This is a genomic window from Croceicoccus hydrothermalis (assembly GCF_022378335.1).
GTDB lineage: Bacteria > Pseudomonadota > Alphaproteobacteria > Sphingomonadales > Sphingomonadaceae > Croceicoccus > Croceicoccus hydrothermalis.
In genome coordinates this window covers 13,515-36,769 of the sequence record NZ_JAIQCI010000022.1, presented here as the reverse complement: position 1 = coordinate 36,769, position 23,255 = coordinate 13,515, and the positions used below count along the sequence as shown (strand labels likewise).

The following is a 23,255-nucleotide window of genomic DNA, read 5'->3' as shown; positions in this document are numbered from 1 at the left end:
CCGATGCCGGCCCTGCAAAGATGGCGGCGCGCAACGTGTCGGTCTATTACGGGGAAAAGAAAGCGATCGATAATGTGTCGATCGACATTCACACCCGCTATGTCACCGCGTTCATCGGGCCGTCGGGTTGCGGCAAGTCGACATTCCTGCGCAGCCTCAATCGCATGAACGACACCATCGCGGCCGCCCGCGTGGACGGGGAAATTCTCCTCGACGGGAAGGATATCTACCGGTCGAGAATGGACGTCGTGCAATTGCGCGCGCGGGTCGGCATGGTGTTTCAGAAACCCAACCCGTTTCCCAAGTCGATCTACGAAAACATCGCCTACGGGCCGCGCATCCACGGTCTTGCGTCCGGCAAGTCGGAGATGGACGAGATCGTCGAACGCTCGCTCCAACGCGCGGGCCTGTGGGAAGAGGTGAAGGACAGGTTGAGCGATTCGGGCACCGCGCTTTCGGGCGGGCAGCAACAGCGCCTGTGTATTGCCCGCGCCATCGCGGTCGATCCCGAAGTGATCCTCATGGACGAGCCGTGTTCTGCGCTCGACCCCATCGCCACGGCCCGGATCGAGGAACTGATCGACGATCTTCGCGGCAATTATGCCATCGTCATCGTTACCCACTCGATGCAGCAGGCCGCACGCGTATCCCAGCGCACAGCCTTTTTTCATCTTGGCAATCTAGTCGAATACGACAAGACAAGCGCGATATTCACCAATCCCCGTGAAGAGCGGACGAAGGATTACATTACCGGGCGGTACGGTTGATGGAACATACGGTCAAGGCGTTCGAAGAGGACATCACCCGGCTGCGCGGCCTGATCGCGGAGATGGGTGGCCTGTCCGAACTGTCGGTTCAGGAAGCATTGGACGCGATGGTCAACGGCGATGAAGATCTCGCCGAAAAGGTCGTGAAGCGCGACAGGGAGATCGACGCGCTCGAAACCGAGGTGGATCGGCTCGCCGTGCGCATCATCGCCCTGCGCGCCCCGATGGCCGACGATCTGCGCGAGGTGATTGCCGCGCTGAAGATCGCCGGCGTCGTGGAACGCATCGGCGATTATGCGAAGAACATCGCGAAACGCGTCGGAAAGATTGAGGGGCGCCGCCATTTCGAACCGCTCACGCTCCTTCCCGCAATGGGCGAGGTCGCGACCGAAATGGTGCATGACGTGCTCACCGCCTATGCCGCGCGTGACCCGGTTCTTGCCCGCGAGGTCATCGCCATGGATGAAAAGGTCGATGCGTTCTATGACAGCATCTTTCGAAATCTCGTGACGCATATGGTCGAAAACCCGGCCACGATCAGCAGCGCGGCCCAATTGCTCTTCGTTGCCCGCAATATCGAGCGCGTCGGCGACCATGCGACGAATGTCGCCGAGATGGTCCATTTTGCGGCGACAGGCGATTACCCGCCCGACGAAGATCGCGGTTAAAACACGGTCGCAATTGTCATAAGGCGGTAACGTTGCGCGTGTGAAGCTGTGCCCGGTTTCGCGAATACAGGAGTTCCAGACGTGCCCTCCCCCCGCCTTCTCCTCGTCGAAGACGATCTGTCGCTTGCCGAGTTGCTGCAATATCGGTTCGAGGCCGAAGGCTACAAGGTCATCTCCACCCCCGATGGCGACGAGGCGCTGCTTCTGGCCGAGGAACAGGCCCCCGATCTCGTCATTCTCGACTGGATGGTGGAGGGGACGAGCGGGATCGAGATTTGTCGCCGCCTGCGCCGGGGAAAGGGCACGGCGCATGTCCCGATCGTCATGCTGACCGCGCGCGACGCGGAAGAGGACCGGATCCGGGGTCTCGAAACCGGTGCGGACGATTACCTGACCAAGCCGTTTTCCCCGCGCGAGCTGATTGCGCGCGTCGGAGCCGTGCTGCGGCGGGTGCGGCCCGCGCTCGCCGGTGAGATGCTGGAGGTCGGCGATATCCGGCTCGACGCGACGAGCCACCGGGCCACGCGGCGCGGGCAATCGCTGCAACTGGGACCGACCGAGTTTCGCCTGCTGAAATTCTTCATGGAGCATCCCGGCCGCGTGTTTTCGCGCGTGCAATTGCTCGACGCCGTATGGGGCACGGGGAGCGACATCGAATTGCGTACCGTCGATGTGCATATTCGCCGCCTGCGAAAGGGGCTGACCATCGAGAACAGCACCGATCCGGTCCGCACGGTGCGCTCGGCCGGCTATGCGTTCGAGGCGGTCTGACCTACCGGCAGAACGAGCCGAAGCCGCGCGGCGCCTGATCGAAATGGAAATGATCGGCATGCAACGCATTGTAATCGGGCGATAAAACCGTCCCGAACGCATCGCACGCCCCGTCCCGCACCGCGGCGAGGAACGCGCCCTCCGCATCGGGCGTACCCGCGCCGGTCCACCAGTCACTTTGCACCGATATGCGGCGTCCGTCATTCAGCACGAATGCGGCGATGTCGATGGCGTTGCCCGTGGCATGCTCGCTCCACCGGCCGGTGTCGGCGCCATTCACGCGGCGGCAGCTATAGGTGCCGAGCTGCTCGATCCGGGCGACGCGGCTGTTCAGCAATTCCTCCGCCACCGGCTGCACGCTTTTATCCAGCCACCAGGTCAGCGCCGCCTGCACCGCGCAGGTCGTTTCCGGACGCGCCGGCGCAAAGGCCAGGCCCCGCTCCGGCACCGGCGCAACGCGCAGCCGGTCGTCGCGGCGACATGCCCCCTCCCCCACCGGATCGAGGTCGTCGAACGCAATCTCCGCCTGTTCCAGCGCGACGCGGCACTGCGTCGGGTCGGTGCGCAATGCGGCCAGCTTGCGGGATGTCGCCATCCCTTCCGGCCCGTTCAAGGACAGGGGCGCGCGCGGATCATGCTCCGGATGGTCCGCGATCCATCCATTCGCGGCCAGCGCCAGTGCGGCAAGAATCATCACGCCGATGAACACACGGTCCATGCGGAACAGCGAACGGGCAGGCAGGCGCGAGAAGACATCCATCCTCAATGAAAGTCGCGAGAGCGCGGCAGTATCCTGACATTGCGTGGATGGCCGCCGCGAAACCCGCATTCGCGATTGTCACCGGGCGGCGGCTGCCACGGATCGAGCGGGGGTTTCGGGTTTGCAGGATCGTCGCGCCCCTCCCGCAATTCGTCGCGTGGGCCAAATTTCGACGGCAACGGGTGGCTGACATGGTCGGCACGGGCCAGATCGGTACGGATCAGGTCGTCGGACAGGGCCATCAATGCCGGGGTCGGATCCGCCATATGTTGCACGATGACATGGACCACGTCGTCGTCATATTCGACGCGCCCGCGCACCTCCATCAATCGTGCGCCCATCACCACCCTGCGATATTTCTCCTTGAGATCGGGCCACACGACCAGATTCGCAACGCCGGTTTCATCTTCCAGCGTGATGAAGCACACGCCCTTCGCGCTGCCCGGCCTCTGCCGGATCAGCACCACCCCCGCGATATGGATCATCGAGCGGAACTTGCGCGCGCGAAGATCGCAGGCCCGCACGAAACCCCGCTCGGCCAGATCGGCACGCAGGAACGCCATCGGATGCGCTTTCAATGAAAGCCGCGTCGTCTGGTAATCGGCGACCACCTCCTCCGACATGGGCATCGACGGCAGGCGGGTGGGCACGGCCTCCGCCCCCTCGTCCCGGGCATCGGCATGCGCGAACAAGGGCAGCGCCGGGGCGGACACCAGGCTGCGCGCATCCCAGAGCGCTTGCCGCCGCGCGAGGTTCAGCGACCCGAACGCATCGGCACTGGCAAGCCGTTCGACATGTGCGACCGGAATGCCGGAACGTTCGCGAATGGCCGCGACATCGGCGAAATCGCCGTCTGCATTGCGCGCGTCGATCATCATCGCGGCAACATGTTCGGGCAACCCCTCCACCTGCCGAAATCCGAGGCGCAGCGCCATACGCCCGTCACCGGCCTGCTCCAGCGTGCAGTCCCATTCCGACCGGTTCACGTCCACGGGCCGGATCTCCACCCCATGTTCGGCCGCATCGCGCACGATCTGCGCCGGGGCGTAAAAACCCATCGGTTGCGAATTGAGCAGGGCGCAGGCAAAAGCAGCCGGATAATGGCATTTCAGCCAGCTCGACACATAGACCAGATGCGCAAAGCTGGCCGCATGGCTTTCGGGAAAGCCATATTCGCCGAAACCGCGGATCTGGTTGAAGCAACGCTGCGCGAATTCGCGGTCGTATCCGCGCGCCACCATGCGTTCGACCATCATGTCCTGCAATTCGTCGACCATCCCGCGCGAACGGAACGTGGCCATCGCCTTGCGCAGCCGGTTCGCCTCGGCGCTGGAAAACTTCGCGGCGTCGAGCGCGATCTTCATCGCCTGCTCCTGAAAGATCGGCACACCCAGCGTCCGTGCGAGGATCGAGGACAATTCGTCGGGCGGGCCATGCGCGGGGCCGGGCGCAGGGATCTGTACCGCCTCCTCGCCGCGCCGTCGTTTCAGATAGGGGTGCACCATGTCGCCCTGAATCGGGCCGGGACGCACGATGGCGACCTGAATCACGAGATCGTAGAATTCGCGTGGGCGCAGGCGCGGCAGCATGTTCATCTGCGCCCGGCTTTCCACCTGAAACACGCCGAGGCTGTCGCCCTTGCGCAGCATGGCATAGGTTTCGGCATCCTCGCGCGGAACCGTGGCCAGCGTCATGCGGCGACCATGATGATCGCCGACGAGGTCAAGGCATTTGCGGATGCAGGTCAGCATGCCCAGCGCCAGCACATCGACCTTCAGAATGCCCAGCGCCTCGATATCGTCCTTGTCCCATTCGATGAAGCTGCGTTCGGGCATCGCCCCGTTTCCGATCGGAACGGTTTGCGTCAACGCCCCTTCGGTCAGAATGAAACCGCCGACATGTTGCGACAAATGGCGCGGCATTCCAATCATTTGCTGCGTGATTTTGAGAACACGTCGCAGATGCGGATCGGTAATGTCGAGCCCGGTTTCGGCCGCATGCGCCTCACCGATCTCCCGGCCCATGCCGCCCCATACCGTCCCGGCGAGCGCGGATGTCACATCCTCCGACAGGCCCATCGCCTTGCCGACCTCGCGGATGGCCATGCGCGGACGGTAGTGGATCACCGTCGCGCACAGCCCGGCCCGCTGCCGCCCATATGTCTTGTAGATGTGCTGGATCACCTCCTCGCGCCGTTCGTGTTCGAAATCGACGTCGATATCGGGCGGCTCCTTGCGTTCCTCCGATATGAAGCGGTCGAACAAAAGCGCATGGCGCGCCGGATCGACCGAGGTGATTTCGAGACAATAGCACACCGCCGAATTGGCCGCGCTGCCCCGCCCCTGACACAGGATCGGCGGTTCCTGCCCGCGCGCGAAATCGACGATATCCTTGATGGTGAGGAAATAGCGCGCGAGGTCGAGCTTTCCGATCAACGCCAGCTCGCGTTCCAGCGTTGCGCGAATACTGTCGGGCAAACCATTGGGATAGCGTCGTTTTGCCCCCTCCCACGTCTGCGCCTCCAGATAGGACTGCGGCGTTTGCCCGCTAGGGTAGATGTCTTCGGGATATTCGTAACGCAGTTCGTTGAGGCTGAAATCGCAGGCGTCGGCCACCTCCCGCGCCGCCGCGATCGCATGGGGCCAGTCGCGGAACAGCCGAACCATGTCCTGTGGCCCTTTCAGATAACGTTCCGCATTGGCGTGCAGCAGATGGCCCGCCTTTGCCACCGTCGTCTTGTGCCGGATCGCGGTCATCACATCCTGTAGCGGGCGGCATTCGGGCGCGTGATAATGCACGTCATTGGTGGCGAGGATCGCCATGTCATGCGCGCGCGCCATCTGGTCGAGCCGCGCGATCCGCGCAAGATCGTCACCGATATAGACGAGACTGGCCGCGACATGGCGCAGGCTCGGCAACATGCGGCACAGATGCGGCAGCAGGGCTTCGAAACATCCCGTCATGCGGCCATCGGCCACGGGCTGTTCGGCGCCGGGAAAGGCGACGACATTGCCCGGCGCGCAAATCGTGAACCGCGTGGTGAGATCGGCCGGCGGCACCGCGATCAGCTGCACCCCCTCGGCATGGTTCGCCAGCATGGCAAGATCGATCTCGCACACGCCCTTGTCCTGCCATTCACCGCTCAGCGTCTGCATCCGTCCGGTCGAAATCAGGCGGCACAACCGGCCATAGGCGGCGCGGTCGGTGGGATAGGCGAGAAAGGCCAGCCCCTCCACCGTTTCGATGCGGCAACCGATGACGGGGCGCAGCTTCGCCGTCCGCGCCTCGGTATGGACACGCACCACGCCCGCCATCGAATTGACATCGGCAATGCCCATCGCGTCATAGCCCAGCGCCCGCGCCGTCGACACCAGGTCGACCGCATCCGAAGCGCCGCGCAGGAACGAGAAACAGCTGATCAGCCCCAGCTCCACGAATGGCGCGCGGGTTGGCGGGTCAAAACCGCCGGGATCGTCTTCTATCCGGCGGCGGGCGGGGGTCAGCGGGGCGTCGGGCATCGGGCATCGCCGTCATGCATCGGTCAGTTCGGACAGCCGCTGTGCCACTGCGGCAAGATCCGCATCGAACAGGCGTTGCTGCTCCTCCCGCGCCGCGCCGTCGAGGCGGAGCAGATAGGACGGGTGCGCCGTCACCCAAAGCTCGCTGCCATCGTCGAGCGGATGGGCGGTGCCGCGCGCCTTCGTGATGCTGACCGTCTTGCCGAGCATGCCGCGCGCCGCACTCGCGCCCAGTGCCAGCACGAGTTTCGGCCGCACGATGGCCCGCTCGCTTTCCACCCACCAGCGGCAGATGTCGATTTCCTTCGCCGTGGGCGATTGGTGAAGGCGGCGCTTCCCGCGCTGCGTGACCTTGGGCGTGAACTTGAAATGCTTGACCGTGTTGGTGACATAGGCGGTGGCCCGGTCGATGCCCGCCTTTTGAAGATGCACGTCCAGCAACTGCCCCGCCGGACCGACGAAGGGGCGGCCCTGCTGATCCTCCTGATCGCCGGGTTGTTCGCCCACGATCATCAATGGTGCACCGCGCGGTCCTTCGCCCATGACAGCGGTATTGTCGAGTTCGCCGATCGGACAGCGGGCGCAGGCATGGATCGCCTTTTCGATCGCGGCCAACGTTTCGGGCCGTTCGCCCATGTCGATTTCGCCTGCCTTCACCATTGTCGCCTCCCGTGCCTGCGCGCCCGCGACGAGCGCGGGAATCATCTGCGCCTCGGGCATGTTTTTCCAGTATTTGCGCGGCATTTCCTTCATCATCGCGCCGATCTTCAAACGCGCGGGGTTGAAGATGGAGGCATAGTAACCGCGCCACAATTCCTCCGCATCGTCGCCGGTCGGCGCGTCGGCGCGGGTGGCGGGCGGTCCCTCGCGGAGCACCTCCCCATCCCAATGCAATGTCCCGCGCGGGGTCAGGATGGACCAGCGCATATTGGCAAAACGCCGCACGAAGAATCCGGCATTGTGCCGCAATATGTGGTGGAACGGTTCGAACCAGGCGATGTAATGTTCGGCCCCTTTCTCGTCCTTCGTTTCGCGAAAGCGCAGGAAGGCCCGCATCTTGTGAATGTCGCGTCGCACCGCGCGGGCCATGTCGGCCAGCTTGCGAATATCGCCATCGGCGGCATCCTCGATCAGCCGGGGCCGCGTCTGCAACCGCCAGAGCGTGCGGTAAAGAATGGAAAACCGTTCCGGATCAGAGTGAAGGATAACGGTCTTCGCAATGTCCATGAAGCGGCGCGACACGCGCGGCTGCGGCGCATCGACGGGCGGGGTGGGCAGGCGGCGGTCGCCATGGGTGAACAGATCGCCCGCGCTGCCGCCCGGTTCGGTCCATGCCACGCGGTCGGGCGGCACATCCGCCATCAGCAGGCGGCGGGCCTGATCGCGCCACCCCTCGAAATCGTCGCTTTCGGCCAGGGGCACCACGTAATAAGTGCCCAGCTTCACATGAGCCAGCCTGTCCTGCGCCGGCGCGCTCATGCGGCGAACAGCTCCAATTGCCGATCCTGCGGCGGGGCGATCAGCGTTTTCAGATCGGCCCGATCGGTCAGCAATGTCGGACGCCAGTCCGCCGCAATGAGGAACGGGCGCACTTTCGTGAGCGATACGGTCATCTTCGCCACATCGTCCAGCCGTAGCCGCCGATGCCGCCGCGCCGACAAAATCTGCCCCACCGCCCGCGTGCCCAGCCCCGGCACGCGCAGTAACATTTCACGCGAAGCCCGGTTCACATCCACCGGAAATTGCTCCCGAAATTTCAAGGCCCACGCAAGCTTGGGATCGATATCGAGCGGCAGCATCCCGTCCGCCCCCGCCGCCTGCCCGACCTCCTGTGGCGAATAGCCATAGAACCGCATCAGCCAGTCCGATTGATAGAGCCGGTGTTCGCGGATCAGTGGCGGACGTTTTAGCGGCAGCACCGCGCTCGCATCGGGGATCGGGCTGAACGCGCTGTAATAGACGCGGCGCAGCGCATGACGGCCGTAAAGGCTGCTGGCGCGGGTGACGATATCGGTGTCGCTCGCCCCGTCGGCGCCGACGATCATCTGCGTCGACTGACCGGCGGGGGCAAAGCGTGGCGCGTGGCGAAACCGCTTGCGCGCATCCACGGCCTCGGTGATGTCGCTGCCCATGCGGCCCATGGCGCCGTCGATCTGGCCCGCGTTCTTGTCGGGCGCCAGCCGGTTCAGCCCGGCATCGGTCGGCAATTCGACATTGATCGACACGCGATCGGCATAAAGCCCGGCGCGATGAATGATCTCCGGATCCGCCTCGGGAATGGTTTTCAGGTGGATATATCCGCGAAAATCGTGCTCCTCGCGCAGGATGCGGGCCGCCTCCACCAATTGCTCCATCGTGTGATCCGACGATTTCACGATGCCGGAGGACAGGAACAATCCCTCGATATAATTGCGCTTGTAGAATGCGATGGTGAGGTCGGCGACCTCCTGCGGCGTGAAGCGCGCGCGTTCCACGTTCGAACTCTTGCGATTGATGCAGTAATGGCAATCGAAGATGCAATGATTGGTCATCAACACCTTGAGCAGCGAAATGCACCGACCGTCGGGCGCATAGGCGTGGCAAATGCCCATCCCCTCGGTCGAGCCGATGCCCTTGCCGCCGCGGCTGTCGCGTTTGGACGTGCCCGACGATGCGCAGGACGCATCGTATTTCGCCGCATCGGCGAGAATCTTCAATCGGTCGAGAATCGGTTTCTGAGCCATGGGCACCTCCATACGTTCTATAAATGTTCTTTGCGGCAGAGGCCAGAACAAAACGGAACCCCACAGGCGCAGGCCATGAACCGCCCCTTTCGGCATCCATGCGATAAAACGTATTAACCTTAATCAGTTTCAGGAACAGGTATCGGCAGCAACGATTGAATGTTCAGGTTTCATGACTGGGGATATTCCTTGCATATCGTTTCATTGGCGCTGGGTGGGTGTTTGCGGGGCGAACCGGTCGCCTATGGCATTACAGAAGATACCGGCGGACATATCGCGTACATCCTGGGTGAGATGCGCGCCCTTGCCGTCCATACGGCCGTCACGAAGGCAGAGATCGTCACGCGCCTGTTCGATGCCCCGGAACTCGGCGCGATCCATGCGTGCCCGCACGAAACGCTCGGCCCCAAACTGTCCATCACGCGGATCGACAGCGGTAACCGCGCCTATCTTGCAAAGGAGGCACTGGCCGCCGATCGCGATGCGTTCGCGCAGGCCTTCATCGCGCACCTGCGCGCGCGCGACAGCCTGCACGATCTCATCCATGCGCATTTTGCCGACGCGGCGGATGTCGCGGCGCGGGTTCGGCGCGAACTGGGCATTCCCTTCATCTACACCGCCCATTCGCTCGGCATAGACAAGCGGGATTGCGCGATGACGCATGGCGATACGCCGACGATGCATGCGCGTATCGCGGAGGAGGATGCCGCGATCGCCCATGCCGATGCGATCGTGGCCAGCTCCATCGACGAGTGCGAGAGGCAATTGCCCGCCTACCCGTCCGCCGATGCGGCGCGCATCCATCGCCTGCGCCCCGGCGTCGACATGACGGTGCCCGATGCCTCCGCCCGCGCGCGGGCGGAGGCCTTGATCGCCCCATTCCTGCGCCACACGGACAGGCCCATCGTGCTCGCCGTGGCGCGCCCGGTGGCAAAGAAGAACCTGGTTGCCCTGGTCGAGGCGTTCGGGAGCGATCGCCGATTGCGCGACCGGGCCAATCTGGTCCTGCTCGCCGGTTTGCGCAAAGGGCTTGTCGGCGGAGAGCCGGAGCAGGATCGCGTCTTATGCGGCATTGCCGATGCGATCGACCGTCACGATCTGCACGGTCATGTCGCGTGGCCCCGCAACCATTCGCGCGACGATGTTCAGGCGCTCTATGCCCTGGCCCGCGACAGCGGCGGCGTGTTCGTCAACCCGGCACTGACCGAACCCTATGGCCTGACCTTGATCGAGGCGGCATCGCATGGTCTCCCCGTGGTGGCGACATGCCGGGGCGGGCCGGCCGATATCGTCGGCGAGCTGGAAAACGGATTGCTGGTGGAGCCGACCGACCGGGCCGGAATCGCAGATGCGGTACGCAGGCTGATCGAGGATCGCACGGCATGGCTGCGCGCATCGAACAGCGGGCGCGAGGGTGTGCGCTCGATGGGGTGTGACCGCTATGCCAGCGGGCTTGTCGCGCTGTCGCGGGAATTGACCGGGCGGGCGGCGGCGAACCGCGCCAAAGCGCCCGTGCCCCGCGCGCTTGCCCTATGCGATATCGACAATACGCTTACCGGATGTGCCATCGGCGCGCGCAGGTTGAGCGCCTATTTCTCCCGCCATCGCGACACCGTGTTTGGCGTCGCGACGGGCCGCTCCATCCTGGAGGCGCAGCGTATCCTACGCGAATGGTCGCTTCCCTTTCCCACCGTCTGGGTAACCTCGGTGGGGAGCGAGATCTATTGGCAACAAGGAGAGGACCGGGTCGCCGATAAAGATTATGCCCGAACGCTCGCGCACGGGTGGGACGGCGACGCGGTCCTCGATACGCTGCGCGATATGGCGTGCCTCACGCCTCAGGGGCGGAGCGAACAACGCGAATTCAAGCGCAGCTATTTCCTCCACGATCCTGCCCGGCTTACACAGGTGCACGAACGTCTCGACCGCGCGGGGCTGAGGGCGCGCGTGATCTTCAGCCATGAAAAACTGCTCGACATTCTTCCGGTCGCGGGCGGCAAGGCGGCGGCCATGCGCCATGTCGCCAACACGCTCGGCCTTAGGCCCGAGGATGTTTTCGCCGCTGGCGACAGCGGGAACGATATCGACATGCTGACCGATTGCCGCAACGCGATACTCGTCGGCAATCACGCGCCCGAGCTTGCACGGTTGAGCGAGCGGGACAATGTCTATCTCACCCGGCGCCACCACGCCGGAGGCACGCTGGAGGGGATTGTCGCCCACCGGTTCGCCCGCCGCCGGGGGGTCGCGGCGTGACCGAAGGCCCGCGCGGCGCGGTCGGCTATTTCGTCCATCATCAGGGCCGCGGCCATGCCGAACGGGCCGCGGCGATCGCCAACCGGCTCATCGATTGCCGCCCGGTCACGCTGTTTTGCGCGCGGAGCGATATTTTCCCCGCGCTCGACCCGCGTATCGAACGCATCGCCATCCCCTCGCTGTTCGAGGCGGAGGGCACCGCACCGCCCCGGCTCGACGCGATGCCAACGCCCGACACGCTGCATTGCGCGCCGGTCGGATGGCCGACCATCACGCGGGCAGTCGCAGCAATTACCGCGTGGTTCGACGATGCGGCACCCGCATTGTTCGTCACCGACGTTTCGGCGGAGCTCGGACAGCTCGCCCGGATCGCATCGGTGCCGCATGTCGCGGTGTTGCAACATGGCGACCGCGCCGATCCCGGCCACATGGCATCCTACGCTGCGGCGGCCGGGTTGCTTGCCCCCTATCACGCCGATCTGGAGCAGCCGGAACGGCCCCGCTGGATGCAGGCCAAGACCCATTACGCCGCCGGTGTCGGAGTGGATATGACCGCCCTGCCCACGCGCGAAGCGGCGCGGGCGCGGCTTTCCCTGTCCCAGGATGCGGACATCGTGCTCGTCCTCGCCGGTGGCGGGGGCACGGGCACGCCGACGGCGCCGCTCACGCTCGGCGCGCGGGACGATGCGGGTGCGCAATGGTTCACCATCGGCACGATCGCGAGCGAATGGCACGAAACGCCGCCTGGCAATCTTCGCCACATGGGCTGGGTCGACAATCCGCAGGACTGGATCGCGGCGGCGGACCGCATCGTGTCGAGCTGCGGCAACACCACGGTGCAGATGGTATGTGCCGCGGGCAAACCGTGGATCGTCGTGCCCGAATGGCGCTATTTCGATGAACAGCTTTGCAAGGCGGATGCCCTTGCCCGCGCCGGGGTTGCGGCCGTGGCGCCGCATTGGCCGGCGCATGCGGGGCGTTGGCGCGCATTGTGGGACGAGGCGCGCGCCATCGTCCCGGAACGACAACGCGCCATGGTGCACGACGATGCCGCAGAGCGGGCGGCACGATGGCTCGACCATCTCGCCACCGATCTGTGGGCAGGCGCAGGGGTCGGCCGCCGCGACCGACAGGCCAGTGAAGGGCAGGTTACCGAATGAAGATCTCGATATGCACGCTGGCGAGCGGACGGGCCGCGCATCTGCGCAATCTCGTGCTCGGCCTGAGGGAGAGCGAGCGCGCGCCGGACGAGCTGATCGTGGCGGTGTTGCAGGACGCGCCCTATGACCTGCCGGAAGCACCATTTCCCGTGACGCAGATCGTTCTGGGGAGCGACGGCGTACCCCTGTCGCTGGGCCGGAATACGGCGGCGGGCGGGGCATCGGGCGATCTGCTGATCTTCCTCGACGTGGATTGCGTGCCGCATCCCGCACTCGTCGGCGATTATGCAAGGGCCGCGCGCGACCATGTGGGCGTGCTCATGGGCGAGGTCGGCTATCTGCCGCGCGGCGCAACCGAGAGCGGTGTCGATTTCGCGCATTTCGAACGCGTCGCCGTGCGCCATTGCGAACGTCCCGGCCCGCCCGAGGGCGCGGTCGGGCCGTGCCGGGATTACCGGTGCTTCTGGTCGCTGAACTTTGCCATATCGGCGGCGGATTTCGCGCGAACCGGCGGTTTCGACGAACGCTATACCGGCTATGGCGGGGAGGATACGGATTTCGGGCGCGTGGTCGCGACTTGCGGTCTCCCGCTCCAATGGGTGCGCGGGGCGAAGGCGTATCATCAATATCACCCGCATCACATGCCGCCTGTGCATCACCTCGACAGCGTGATGGCCAACGCGCATCGCTTTGCCGAAAAATGGGGCGAACCCACGATGCAGCACTGGATGCGGGCGTTCACATTGATGGGGCTGACCCGGCGAAACGGCGCGGGTTGGGTAAAGCTGCGCGAACCGGAGGAGCGCGACCTCGCTCTCACCCGGCAACAGGAAGACGAGCCCTACGCCAGCAGTGCGCGCGTGCTCGACCAGCTGGAGCGCGACGCGGCGAAGGATGCGGCCTCGATCGCGGCGGAATAGCGCGCCTCATACCCGGCGATCATCGCCGCTGTGGATAGCGCGGTCTCGGCGCGGCGGCGACATTGCGCGGGGTCGATGGCGTGGACCGCGCCGATGGCCCGTGCCATGGCCCCGGTATCGCCCGCAGGCACCACGATCCCGCAATCGCCGATCACTTCTCGCATGGCGCCGCGGTCGAATGCGATGACGGGAACGCCCGAGGCCAGCGCCTCCGCCGCGACGAGACCGAACGGTTCGTCCCACATCGGCGTGACCAGCACCGCCCGCGCCCGCGCCACGGCGGAGCGCAAGGCCGCCCCGCTGGCATGCCCTTTGTATACGATGTCGGAGCCAAGCCCGGAGGCGACACGATCGGCGAAATAACGCTCATCCTCGACCTGGCCGTAGATGTCGAGCGGGGCATCGGCCTCTCGCGCGGCGGCGATCGCCTCGGCCAATCCCTTGTTCGGGGTGATCCGCCCATACCATAGCAGGCGATCGCCACGGGTCGCAGGCTGCCATTGGGTGCACGACACGCCATTGGGGACGACCGAGAAATTGGCGGGTGCATCGCGGGCCTGCGCCCCGTCCGGACCCAATCCCGCGAGCCAGAGCGGCATCTGGCTCTGCGAGGTCAGCGTGATCTGCGCATGGTTGCATCCGGCCACGGCATGCACCGCGTCGCGCATCTTGCCGAAGGGGGGCACGTGCTGCGACGTGACCATCGGCACGCCTTGGTCGGCGGCCCGTTCGATGAGATCGGGAAACAGCGAATTATTATGCACCACGTCGAATTCGCCGCTGCGAAACCCGGCCCTGATCGCGGTCCATGCCCGGTCGAAGGCCGCGCGTTGATACAGGTCCAGCCGGGGCGTTCCGCGCCATTGCGCCCAGGGCAGCACGGCCTCGTAAGGCGCGTCGCATATCGGCACCAGGTCGGGATCCCCGCCCCCCGGGGCCGCGAACAATGTCACGTCATGGCCCGCTTCGCGAAGCCCGCCGGCCAATTGCACGGCATGCGCCTCCATCCCGCCCATGAACGGTTCGGTGAGCGCGTGGCGAATATGCGCGAGGACGGCAATCTTCATCGGCTGGGCGGTGGCAATCGGCGGGTCGGGGCGGCACGATCGGGAGAATTTCGCATATGACGGGAAACGGGCGGAACCGGTCGCGGTTCCACTCATTGGATGGCATTGTGACCATCACCCCCCACCCCCACCGCTATGCCTTCGTCGCCGGGTTGCACCGCACCGGGACGAGCATGACCGCGCGGCTGATCGCGGCCCATCCCGATGTCGCCGCGATCACGAACGCGCCCGTCCCGGAGAACGAGGGATGCTATCTCCAGGGTGCCATTCCGCATGACGCGACCCACGGCATTCCGGGGCATTTCGCCATCGACCCGGCACAGCATCTGATCGAGGGGTGCCGATACGACACGCTTTTGACGCGGGAAAGGATCGAGGCGGACTGGGACCGCTGGTTCGATGCGGATGGGCGGTGGCGGGTGGAGAAATCGCCGGTGAACCTCACGCGCATGCGCCTTTATCAGCAATTGTTTCCGACCGCGCAATTCATCCTTCTCCTGCGCCATCCGGCGGCGATGGCGGGGGCGCTGGCAAAATGGAGCGATAGGCCGTTTGCCCAGCTCGTCGATTACGCGCTCGATGCCTATGACATCGTGGCACGGGATCTGACCCGGCTCCACTGGGCCATGGTCGTACGTTACGAGGATCTTGTCGCACGGCCCGGCGTATGGACCGCAGCTTTGCACCGGTTTCTGGATCTCGAACCGGTGCCGGTCGATATGGCGGTGCGCGACGGCAATGCGGATTACGCCGATGTGCCGGGCATGACGCTCGACCAGGGGGCGCGGGCGGCGGAATGGGGCTATGGCGACGGGCTATCGGTTGCGCCGATGACGCCTGTGGTGCGCCATCCGTTGCGCGCCGTGCGGGAGGATGTGTTGAATCTCGTTCAGGGATAGATTCCGTGCAGATACCACGCGGGCGGTCCGCCACGTCCGTCGCCCGCGATCCCGTCGCGATAGAGCCAGTAACGCCGGCCCGCGCTGTCCTCGATCCTGTAATAATCGCGCAACCGCACGGTTGAACGTTCGCGCCACCATTCGGGCGCAATGCGTTCCGGCCCTTCCGCCCGCGCGACCTCGTGCAATTCGCCGCGCCAGCGGAACCGGCGCGGCAGGCCGTCCGGCGTTTCATAAACCACCGCGATCTGTTCCGCCCGGTCGAGCAGTTTCAACGGGCGGGCGTGGAACGCCATTTCCGCCTGCGCCGCAGGTTGCGGGGCGAGTGGGGCCTGCCATTTGACGCAGCGTTCGGGAACATGGCTCGCGCGCGGGACGGGACGGCGCACCGCATCCGCGCCCAGTCGGGTGGTCAGCCGGTCGACGCACGCGGCAAGACTGGTGCCGTGTTCGTGTGCCGCGGTGTCGAGATCGGCCTGATTGAAATCGAGCGGCTCGGCCCAGCTTGCGGTAAGGCGCACCATCTCGATCCCGAAGCCTGCCTCGATCCCGTCCAGCTTTTCGGTGAACAGGCGGCACACATGGACGGCATCACGCGTCGCGGCGGCGAGTTCGAGCCGGCGGCCCACCATCTCCCCATCCACGCGCCAGCATCCCAGCTCCAGCCGGCGCGCGCCCCGCCCCTTCCCTTCGAGCAGGCGCATCATCTCCTCCGCCAGATCGGACAGCACGATTTCGAGCAGCGGCAGATGGCGGATCGGCTCCATCAACCGCCGCTGCACCATGGGCGCGGTTTCGCCCACCACCGGCAACAACGGTTCGGGCACCGTGCCCAGCAATTGATCGTAGCGCAAAAGCGGGTTGGCCGTCGCCGACCGGCGCACGCGAAACCGGCGGGTCAACGCATCGCGCCCGACCCCATGCAGATCGCCCAGCCGTTTCAGCCCCAGCCGCCGCAGCACCAGCAACACGTCATCGTCGAGCCGGAGCGCCGCCACCGGCAATTGCGACAGCCGCGCGGGCATGTCGTCATCGGGCGCGACGATGGCCTGTGCCGGGCCATGATGCGCGAGCGCCCATGCCGCGCCGGCGGTGGGCGCGATGGCGATGCGCGCCGTCAATCCGCGCGCAGCGAGGATCGCCGCGGCATCGTCGATCAGCCGTCTTTCCCCGCCGAACAGATGCGCCGCGCCGGTGATGTCGACGATGATACCGTCGGGCGGGTCGAGCGCGCTCCACGGGCCCCAACGCTGTGCCCACACGGCCAGCCGTTCGAGGAAGGCGAGATCGCCCGCGGGATCGGCGGGGTGCACGGCAATCTGCGGACACACCGCCCGCGCATCGGCCAGCATGGTGCCCGCGCGCACGCCGTGACGCTCCGCCGCGCGATTGGTGGCGGCAATACGCGGCCCGTGCGCGGTTTCGGTGATCAACGCAACGGGGGCGGCATCCTCACCCGCCCCCTCGCCCGTCCTCTCGCCAAGCGCGTTTCCTTCAGGCGCGGGCCGATGCCGCCGCCAGCGATCGATCGCCATCCGCGACAGCCAAATCGCCAGCACCCGCCGGGGCGGCGCGCAGGGGCTGCCTTTCGTGTTGGCTGCGGTCATGGTCGTGTCCTGCAATATCCTGTGTGATCCACCACGCGCCGGGGCGCAGGCCGCGGGCCCGAAACAATTCGCCGTGCCAGCGCGGGCCGCCCGGTGTATTCGCGTTCCATCGCGGCGGCTGCGACGGGGCGGCGGATACCTCCCACCGCATCCGCCCTGCGCCAAGATCGCGCCGCGCATCGGGCCGCACCAGCCATAACGGCACGCCATGCCGTTCCGCGGCCAGCACCAGCCGGCGCGAGGCGGTAAAGTCCAGCGCGCGCGGATTGCCCGCGATCTCCCCGATGACAAAGGCGAGATCGCGGCACCGCACCCCCTCCTCCAGCGCAAAGAGCGCATCGCCCGCATCGCGCGCCGCGACATGGATCATCCGGTGGCGCAACGCATCGGGAAGACCCGGCAGATAAGGCCGTCCGCCCACGCGGATCGCGGCCCGGTCCTGCACCCACAGAAACGCGCGATCGTCCGCCGCCTCGACCCGTGCGGCCTTTGCTGCGTTCATCGCGGCACGACCCATGTCGCGCGGCGCCTCCTGCGCCAGCGCCAGGGCAAGCGCCGCCGCCGCCGCCTCCCGCCCCTGCCCGAAAATATCGCCGGCGCCGCGGAACCCCATGCCGGGGCACCACTCCCCACCCGCCCCGCGCATAGGCGAGGGCGACAGCCGGCTGGCCGCGAAAAGACCGTCGGGAAGGTCGGGAACGGGATCGGGGCTGGGTTTGTTCATGGCGGTCTTTTTCCGGCGAATCGCTCTTTCAGGGCTGTTCGGGCAACGGGCATGTTCTTATTATGTTCCGTCCGTTCCGTCCATTGCCATGCCCTGCGATCCTTCCATTTCATCCACAGGCGCGCGCAAACGCGGAACGCGCGCCCTCCCCACCCGTTGAGGAAAAAACAACGAAAGGACCGACAATGTACGACCAAGGCGATGCCGACGAACTGAAGCATGAATTCTGGGAAAAGATGGCGAAATCGCCCTTCGTCATGCTGCAACTCGATGCCGATCCGGATTCGGCCGCACCCATGACCGCGCAACTCGACAAGCATGCCGATAGCGCGATCTGGTTCTTTACCTATCGCGACAATCGTTTCGCCACGATGGGCCCGGCCACGGCCACCTTCGCGTCGAAGGACCACGAGTTGTTCGCGCGTTTCCACGGCGTATTGAGCGAGGAAACCAGCCGCGAACGGCTCGAAAAGGAATGGAGCAATTCGGTCGAGGCATGGTTCCCCAACGGCAAGGACGATCCGAACCTGTTGATGATGCGGATGGACCTTGGCGATGCGTCGATCTGGTCCGGCGAGCTGGGCGCGATCACCACGGCCAAGATGATGCTGGGCATGGACATCACCGACGATACCAAGGGCGGCAAGGCAGAAACCGCGCTCTGATCCATAGCCCTCAGTAGCAAAAGGGCCGCTCCCAGGTCAGGAGCGGCCCTTTTTCGTGTGCCGGCTTCGTTGCCGGGCGTTACGCGCCGACGATCGAGGGGAAGATGCCGATGATCAGGATCGCCATCAGCGCCGCCGGACAGACCCAGCGCACCAGCACCAGATAGACCCGCAGCAACCCGCCGCCGAGCCCCGTCTCGCTATTCACGATGCGCCTTTCCGCCACCCAGCCGACGAAGATCGAGGTCAGCACCGCGGCAATCGGCATCAACAGTTTCGACGTCAGCGAATCGAGGAAATCGAACCAGCCCAACCCTTCGAACATGGGGATGAAGCCGGCCGGATGCGCATCCGAAAGCGTATTGAACGACAATGCCGCCAGCACGCCAAGCGCCAGCGCACCCGCCGTCACGATCCCGCTGGCAGGCGCGCGCGAAAGCGAGAAACGCTCCATCATCCAGGCGGTCGGAACCTCCATCAGCGCGACCGAACTCGTCAGCGCGGCAAAGGCCACCATGACGAAGAACAGCAGCCCCACGAGCGATCCCGCCGGCATGTCCTGAAACGCGATGGGCAGCGATTGGAACATGAGTCCCGGCCCCGCACTCGGCTCCAGCCCGGCAAGGAACACGATGGGAAAGATGCACAGCCCCGCAATTAGCGCCACGGCCGTATCCGCGCTCGCGATGATGAGCGACGTGCCCGCCAGATTGACATCGCGCCCCACATACGACCCGTAGGTGATCATACCCGCCACGCCGAGCGAGAGCGAAAAGAACGCCTGTCCCAACGCGGCCAGCATCACCGTCCCGGTCAGCTTTTCAGGCTCGAACGTGAACAGGTAATTGAGCGTATCGCCCATGGCGCCGGTAAACGCGCCATAGATGGTGATCGCCACGATCAGCACGAAGAACGCGGGCATCATCCATTTCGCCACGAATTCGATACCGCCCGAAACGCCCCGCGCCACGAAGAACAGCGTGACCGCGATGAACACCACGTCGAGCCCGACCATCAACGGCCCGTTACCGAAAAGACCGGGCAGGATCGCATCGATCGTCGCCGGGTCGCGCCCCTGAAACGCACCGCCCGCGACGCCGGTGTGAAACAGGTCGGATACGAAGATGCCGATATAATACAGCACCCATCCCCCAACGACGCAGTAGAACGACAGCACGAGAAACGCCGAAAGCACGCCGATCGACGCCAGCACGCCCCAATGCCGCGACGCACCCGACGCCGCCGCAAGCTTGAGCGCCGATTGCGGCGCCGACGTCTGCCCGAACCGACCGATCAACGTTTCGGACAACAGCACCGGCAAGCCGATCAACACCACGCAGAAGATGTAGAACAGCACGAACGCCCCGCCCCCGTTCGCGCCCGCTTCGGCCGGGAACCGCCACAGATTGCCCAGCCCGACCGCCGAACCGATCGCGGCCAGGATGAACGCGCTGCGCGAGGACCATCCTTCGTGAGCCTGGCCTTCGTGGACTTGGCCGTCATGGCCTATGTCTTGTGTTGGTGCCGCCATATATTCGTCTTCGCCCCCGATGATCATTTGTTTCATATCTATTGCAACGGTTTGACCCGCATTCCAAGCGGGGCTTTGCCATATTCGCGTTCACGGGTAAAAGCCGCAACCATGTCCACGACTTTTCAGATCGACACCTCGACGAGCCGGGCGACGCCGACGCCGGCGCCGATGAAACGCCTTACCGTGCCGAAGATCACCCGGCGCAAGCAGGATGGCGAGACGGCGGAACCGCTCGTCATGCTCACCGCCTATACCGCGCGGCAGGCGCAGCTGCTCGATCCGCATTGCGACATGCTGCTGGTTGGCGATTCGCTGGGACAGGTGATCTACGGTCTGCCATCGACGCTTGCCGTGACGATGGACATGATGTGCGCCCACGGTGCCGCCGTCGTGCGGGGATCGTATCATGCGCTGGTCGTGGTCGACATGCCATTCGGCAGTTACGAGACATCGCCGCAGCAGGCTTTCGAAAATGCGAGCCGCGTCATGGCCGAAACCGGCGCCGCCGCCGTCAAGCTGGAGGGTGGAACGGCGATGGCCGACACCATCGCGTTCCTTATCGCGCGGGGTATTCCGGTGATGGCGCATGTCGGCTTGACGCCGCAGGCGGTAAACGCGCTGGGCGGGTACATGGCGCGTGGGCGAAGCGAGGCGGAGCAGGCAAAAATCATTGCCGATGGCCGCGCCGTCGCCGAGGCCGGTGCCTTTGCCGTCGTTGCCGAAGGGGTGGTGGAGGATATCGCCATTGCGCTCACCGCTGCGGTCGCGGTGCCTGTGATCGGGATCGGCGCATCGGCACGGTGCGACGGGCAGGTTCTCGTCACCGAAGACATGCTCGGCATGTTCGAACGGGTGCCGCGCTTTGTGAAGAAATATGGCGATATCGCCGACATCATCTCACAAAAAGCGTCCGAATACGCGCGCGACGTGCGCGCCCGCGAATTTCCCGGTCCGGAACAGATCTACCCCGCAAAGGCGGAGTGAACGCCGGTCCGCTCCTGCGCTTTTATCGCAACGCTTATTCAGGTTGAACCGTCTTGCAGACACTTTTCGCCCATTACAAAGGCTCGTTCCTTTTCACCTTCGTGGCGCTGGCGCTTTCCGTATGGCTCGGATTTGCGCAGGGCGACGGCGTGTCGGGCATGCTTTCGGTCCTGTGGATCGTGGTGGTGCTCTCGATCCTCGAAATATCGCTGTCGTTCGACAATGCCGTGGTCAATGCCACGGTCCTGCGCGACATGGACGAAAAATGGCAGCGGCGCTTTCTTACCTGGGGCATCGCGATTGCGGTGTTCGGCATGCGTATCGTGTTCCCGCTCGCCATCGTGGCGATCGCGGCCAGTATCGGCCCGATCGAGGCGTTGAACCTGTCACTGAACGATCCGGAAACCTATGAGGCGCTGGTGTCCGACGCGCATATCGGCATTGCCGGTTTCGGGGGCGCGTTCCTCACCATGGTGGGGCTGAAATTCTTCTTCGACGCGGACAAGGAAGTGCATTGGATCAGTGTGATAGAACGCTTTCTTGCCAAGGTTTCGAATATTGATGCGGCAGCTATCGCGGTTCTGGTGCTGGCGCTCTATCTCATCTCGCTGGCGCTTCCGGATGCGGAGGCGCTGACGTTTCTGGCATCGGGCATGCTGGGCCTGCTCACCTATATCTTGGTTGAGGCGATCGGCACGCTGCTCGACATGGCGGACAACAATGCCGCATCGGGCGCCGCACGTTCCGGCCTCGGCGGGTTCCTCTATCTCGAGGTGCTCGACGCCAGCTTCAGCTTCGACGGGGTGATCGGGGCGTTTGCGCTGACCAACAACATGCTAATCATCGCGCTTGGCCTGTCGATCGGGGCGATGTTCGTGCGGTCGATGACCATTCACCTGGTGCGGGCGGGCACGCTTTCGCAATATCGCTATCTCGAACATGGTGCGTTCTGGGCGATTATCGTGCTGGGCGCGATCATGCTGACATCCGCGGTCGTGCATATCCCCGAAACCATCACCGGGCTGATCGGCGCAACACTGATCGGGTTGTCGCTGTTCTGGTCGATCCGCCATGCACGCAAACATCCCGAGGACGCCGCGGAGGCCAATGCGCAGGCCGGTCCGTCCGGCAGTCCGGTTTCATCCTGATCCGCATCCGGACCCGCCGCACATTACGGCGGGTCCATCGGCGGTTTGGCGGAAGGTTCAGTTAGCCATATTGTCGGCGGCGTCGTTCGCCGCATCGCCCACACTCTGCGCGGCATTGCCGACATCGCCGGCGGCCTCGGCAATGGCGTTGTCCTTGGCAACTTCGGCCCCGCTGCCCTGCATCAGGAAAAATCCGCCAATCAGCACCGCCAGAAGCAGCACGGCGAAAATCGCCCAACCCGCGCCGCCGGATTTGCGGGGGCTGTCGTGATAGACTTCGGTATGCGTATGGGTGTTGCCTTCGGGCGTGCGGGTTTCGGTGACGCGTTCTTCGACCATGGCGGCCTCCTTGTTTATGCAGTGCTTGAAAACTACGGACAGGGGCTTTGCGTTCCGCACCATTGCAAAGGCGCGGAATTTCGTTGCGCTCGACGCCTGTTCGTCGGACAAGCATCGGATGGAGGCCGCCCCCGACATTCTTGCCGACACCACCGCGCAGGAGCGCGAGGAATGGATCGCCGCGATGGCCGCCCTTCCCCCCATTCCCGTGCCAACGGCCCTGTCCTGCGTGAGCCTGTCCCTCCCCGACGCGGATCGGCGCATCGCGGCACGGCGCGGCGAGGGACGTATCGTCCTCGCGCTCGCCACCGCCGCGCAAATCCGGGAGCGTGAAGACGCACTCGATCAGGGCGTCGACGAATTCCTGCAAAGCGGGCCTGTCGAACCGGCCGACCTGCGCGCGCGGCTCCGGTTTTTGAACCACGGGACGGCCCGGCCCGATGGCCTGGATTTCCGGCCGCCGGCAACGGTACGGATCGACGGGCGCGACATCGTGTTAAGAGAGCGCGGCGCAGGCGTGTTCGCGCTATTATGGGCAGCGCGCGGCGGGTTCGTCACGCATGAAACGCTGCTTGCCCGAACATGGGGCGAACAGGCGGCGGGCCGGCGCGAATATCTGCGTGTGGCGATCGGGCACATGCGGCATGCACTGGAACCGGAGCCGGACATGCCGCGCTATATACTGAGCGAGCCGGGTGTCGGATACCGGCTTGGCGATGGAACGCCGCGCCATACCATCGCGTAA

20 protein-coding genes are annotated in these 23,255 nt (G+C 65.0%); 11 read left to right on the top strand and 9 right to left on the bottom strand.

Features of this window, described 5'->3' with window-relative positions; genetic code table 11:
* Positions 1-20: 20 nt before the first annotated feature.
* The 3 genes from pstB (at position 21) to phoB (ending at position 2,206) form a co-directional block, all read left to right on the top strand.
* Positions 21-767, top strand: a complete 747-nt coding sequence (pstB, locus tag K4G67_RS13240; RefSeq protein ID WP_239806850.1) for a phosphate ABC transporter ATP-binding protein PstB — start codon at positions 21-23, stop codon at positions 765-767.
* Positions 767-1,435, top strand: a complete 669-nt coding sequence (phoU, locus tag K4G67_RS13235) for a phosphate signaling complex protein PhoU (RefSeq protein WP_239806835.1) — start codon at positions 767-769, stop codon at positions 1,433-1,435. The genes pstB and phoU overlap by 1 nt, the downstream gene beginning before the upstream one ends.
* A gap of 81 nt (positions 1,436-1,516) precedes the next feature.
* Positions 1,517-2,206 (top strand): phosphate regulon transcriptional regulator PhoB, encoded by a 690-nt coding sequence (phoB, locus tag K4G67_RS13230; protein WP_239806834.1) that lies wholly within the window; start codon positions 1,517-1,519, stop codon positions 2,204-2,206.
* 1 nt (position 2,207) lies between these two features.
* On the opposite strand, the gene K4G67_RS13225 is transcribed toward phoB, so the two are convergent.
* From K4G67_RS13225 to K4G67_RS13210, 4 genes are read right to left on the bottom strand one after another with little or no spacing between them, the layout of a single operon-like run.
* Positions 2,208-2,966, bottom strand: a complete 759-nt coding sequence (locus K4G67_RS13225; RefSeq protein ID WP_239806833.1) for an extensin-like domain-containing protein — start codon at positions 2,964-2,966, stop codon at positions 2,208-2,210.
* Between the two features lie 2 nt (positions 2,967-2,968).
* Positions 2,969-6,484: an error-prone DNA polymerase gene (locus K4G67_RS13220; RefSeq protein WP_239806832.1), complete on the bottom strand. Its 3,516-nt coding sequence runs from the start codon at positions 6,482-6,484 to the stop codon at positions 2,969-2,971.
* Positions 6,485-6,496: 12 nt separating this feature from the next.
* Entirely contained in the window at positions 6,497-7,963 is a 1,467-nt protein-coding gene (locus K4G67_RS13215; RefSeq protein WP_239806831.1) for a UdgX family uracil-DNA binding protein, read from the bottom strand.
* Positions 7,960-9,207, bottom strand: coding sequence for a putative DNA modification/repair radical SAM protein (locus K4G67_RS13210; protein ID WP_239806830.1), 1,248 nt, complete (start codon positions 9,205-9,207; stop codon positions 7,960-7,962). The genes K4G67_RS13215 and K4G67_RS13210 overlap by 4 nt, the downstream gene beginning before the upstream one ends.
* Positions 9,208-9,429: 222 nt before the next feature.
* On the opposite strand from K4G67_RS13210, the gene K4G67_RS13205 reads away from it, so the two are divergent.
* The 3 genes from K4G67_RS13205 to K4G67_RS13195 are packed head-to-tail and all read left to right on the top strand — an operon-like array spanning position 9,430 to position 13,543.
* The gene (locus tag K4G67_RS13205; RefSeq protein WP_239806829.1) at positions 9,430-11,463 is read left to right on the top strand and encodes an HAD-IIB family hydrolase; all 2,034 of its coding nucleotides are present in this window, start codon (positions 9,430-9,432) and stop codon (positions 11,461-11,463) included.
* The gene (locus tag K4G67_RS13200) at positions 11,460-12,623 is read left to right on the top strand and encodes a glycosyltransferase family 28 protein (protein WP_239806828.1); all 1,164 of its coding nucleotides are present in this window, start codon (positions 11,460-11,462) and stop codon (positions 12,621-12,623) included. Before K4G67_RS13205 ends, K4G67_RS13200 begins: the two co-directional genes overlap by 4 nt.
* Complete coding sequence (locus K4G67_RS13195) at positions 12,620-13,543, top strand: galactosyltransferase-related protein (protein ID WP_239806827.1); 924 nt, start codon at positions 12,620-12,622, stop codon at positions 13,541-13,543. The genes K4G67_RS13200 and K4G67_RS13195 overlap by 4 nt, the downstream gene beginning before the upstream one ends.
* Here the strand turns inward: K4G67_RS13195 and K4G67_RS13190 are convergent.
* A complete protein-coding gene (locus tag K4G67_RS13190) occupies positions 13,465-14,610 on the bottom strand; it encodes a glycosyltransferase (RefSeq protein ID WP_239806826.1) in 1,146 nt (381 codons plus the stop codon). The two genes, K4G67_RS13195 and K4G67_RS13190, sit on opposite strands and share 79 nt — an antisense overlap.
* Positions 14,611-14,717: 107 nt before the next feature.
* Here K4G67_RS13190 and K4G67_RS13185 point away from each other — a divergent pair, with 107 nt between their 5' ends.
* The gene (locus K4G67_RS13185; RefSeq protein ID WP_239806825.1) at positions 14,718-15,509 is read left to right on the top strand and encodes a sulfotransferase family protein; all 792 of its coding nucleotides are present in this window, start codon (positions 14,718-14,720) and stop codon (positions 15,507-15,509) included.
* Here K4G67_RS13185 and K4G67_RS13180 read toward each other — a convergent pair.
* Complete coding sequence (locus K4G67_RS13180) at positions 15,500-17,116, bottom strand: DNA polymerase Y family protein (protein ID WP_239806824.1); 1,617 nt, start codon at positions 17,114-17,116, stop codon at positions 15,500-15,502. The two genes, K4G67_RS13185 and K4G67_RS13180, sit on opposite strands and share 10 nt — an antisense overlap.
* Complete coding sequence (locus tag K4G67_RS13175) at positions 17,004-17,840, bottom strand: hypothetical protein (RefSeq protein WP_338026432.1); 837 nt, start codon at positions 17,838-17,840, stop codon at positions 17,004-17,006. Before K4G67_RS13175 ends, K4G67_RS13180 begins: the two co-directional genes overlap by 113 nt.
* 185 nt (positions 17,841-18,025) lie before the next feature.
* Here K4G67_RS13175 and K4G67_RS13170 point away from each other — a divergent pair, with 185 nt between their 5' ends.
* Positions 18,026-18,505 (top strand): pyridoxamine 5'-phosphate oxidase family protein, encoded by a 480-nt coding sequence (locus tag K4G67_RS13170; RefSeq protein ID WP_239806823.1) that lies wholly within the window; start codon positions 18,026-18,028, stop codon positions 18,503-18,505.
* A gap of 79 nt (positions 18,506-18,584) precedes the next feature.
* Here the strand turns inward: K4G67_RS13170 and K4G67_RS13165 are convergent, their stop codons facing one another.
* Entirely contained in the window at positions 18,585-20,072 is a 1,488-nt protein-coding gene (locus K4G67_RS13165) for a sodium-dependent transporter (RefSeq protein ID WP_239806822.1), read from the bottom strand.
* Between the two features lie 75 nt (positions 20,073-20,147).
* On the opposite strand from K4G67_RS13165, the gene panB reads away from it, so the two are divergent.
* Together panB and K4G67_RS13155 are read left to right on the top strand one after the other, a co-directional pair.
* Entirely contained in the window at positions 20,148-21,023 is an 876-nt protein-coding gene (panB, locus tag K4G67_RS13160; protein WP_239806821.1) for a 3-methyl-2-oxobutanoate hydroxymethyltransferase, read from the top strand.
* Between the two features lie 53 nt (positions 21,024-21,076).
* Complete coding sequence (locus K4G67_RS13155) at positions 21,077-22,171, top strand: DUF475 domain-containing protein (RefSeq protein WP_239806820.1); 1,095 nt, start codon at positions 21,077-21,079, stop codon at positions 22,169-22,171.
* 57 nt (positions 22,172-22,228) lie between these two features.
* Here the strand turns inward: K4G67_RS13155 and K4G67_RS13150 are convergent, their stop codons facing one another.
* Entirely contained in the window at positions 22,229-22,510 is a 282-nt protein-coding gene (locus tag K4G67_RS13150) for a hypothetical protein (RefSeq protein ID WP_239806819.1), read from the bottom strand.
* A 25-nt stretch (positions 22,511-22,535) separates the two neighbouring features.
* Here K4G67_RS13150 and K4G67_RS13145 point away from each other — a divergent pair, with 25 nt between their 5' ends.
* Positions 22,536-23,255, top strand: a complete 720-nt coding sequence (locus K4G67_RS13145; protein WP_239806818.1) for a winged helix-turn-helix domain-containing protein — start codon at positions 22,536-22,538, stop codon at positions 23,253-23,255.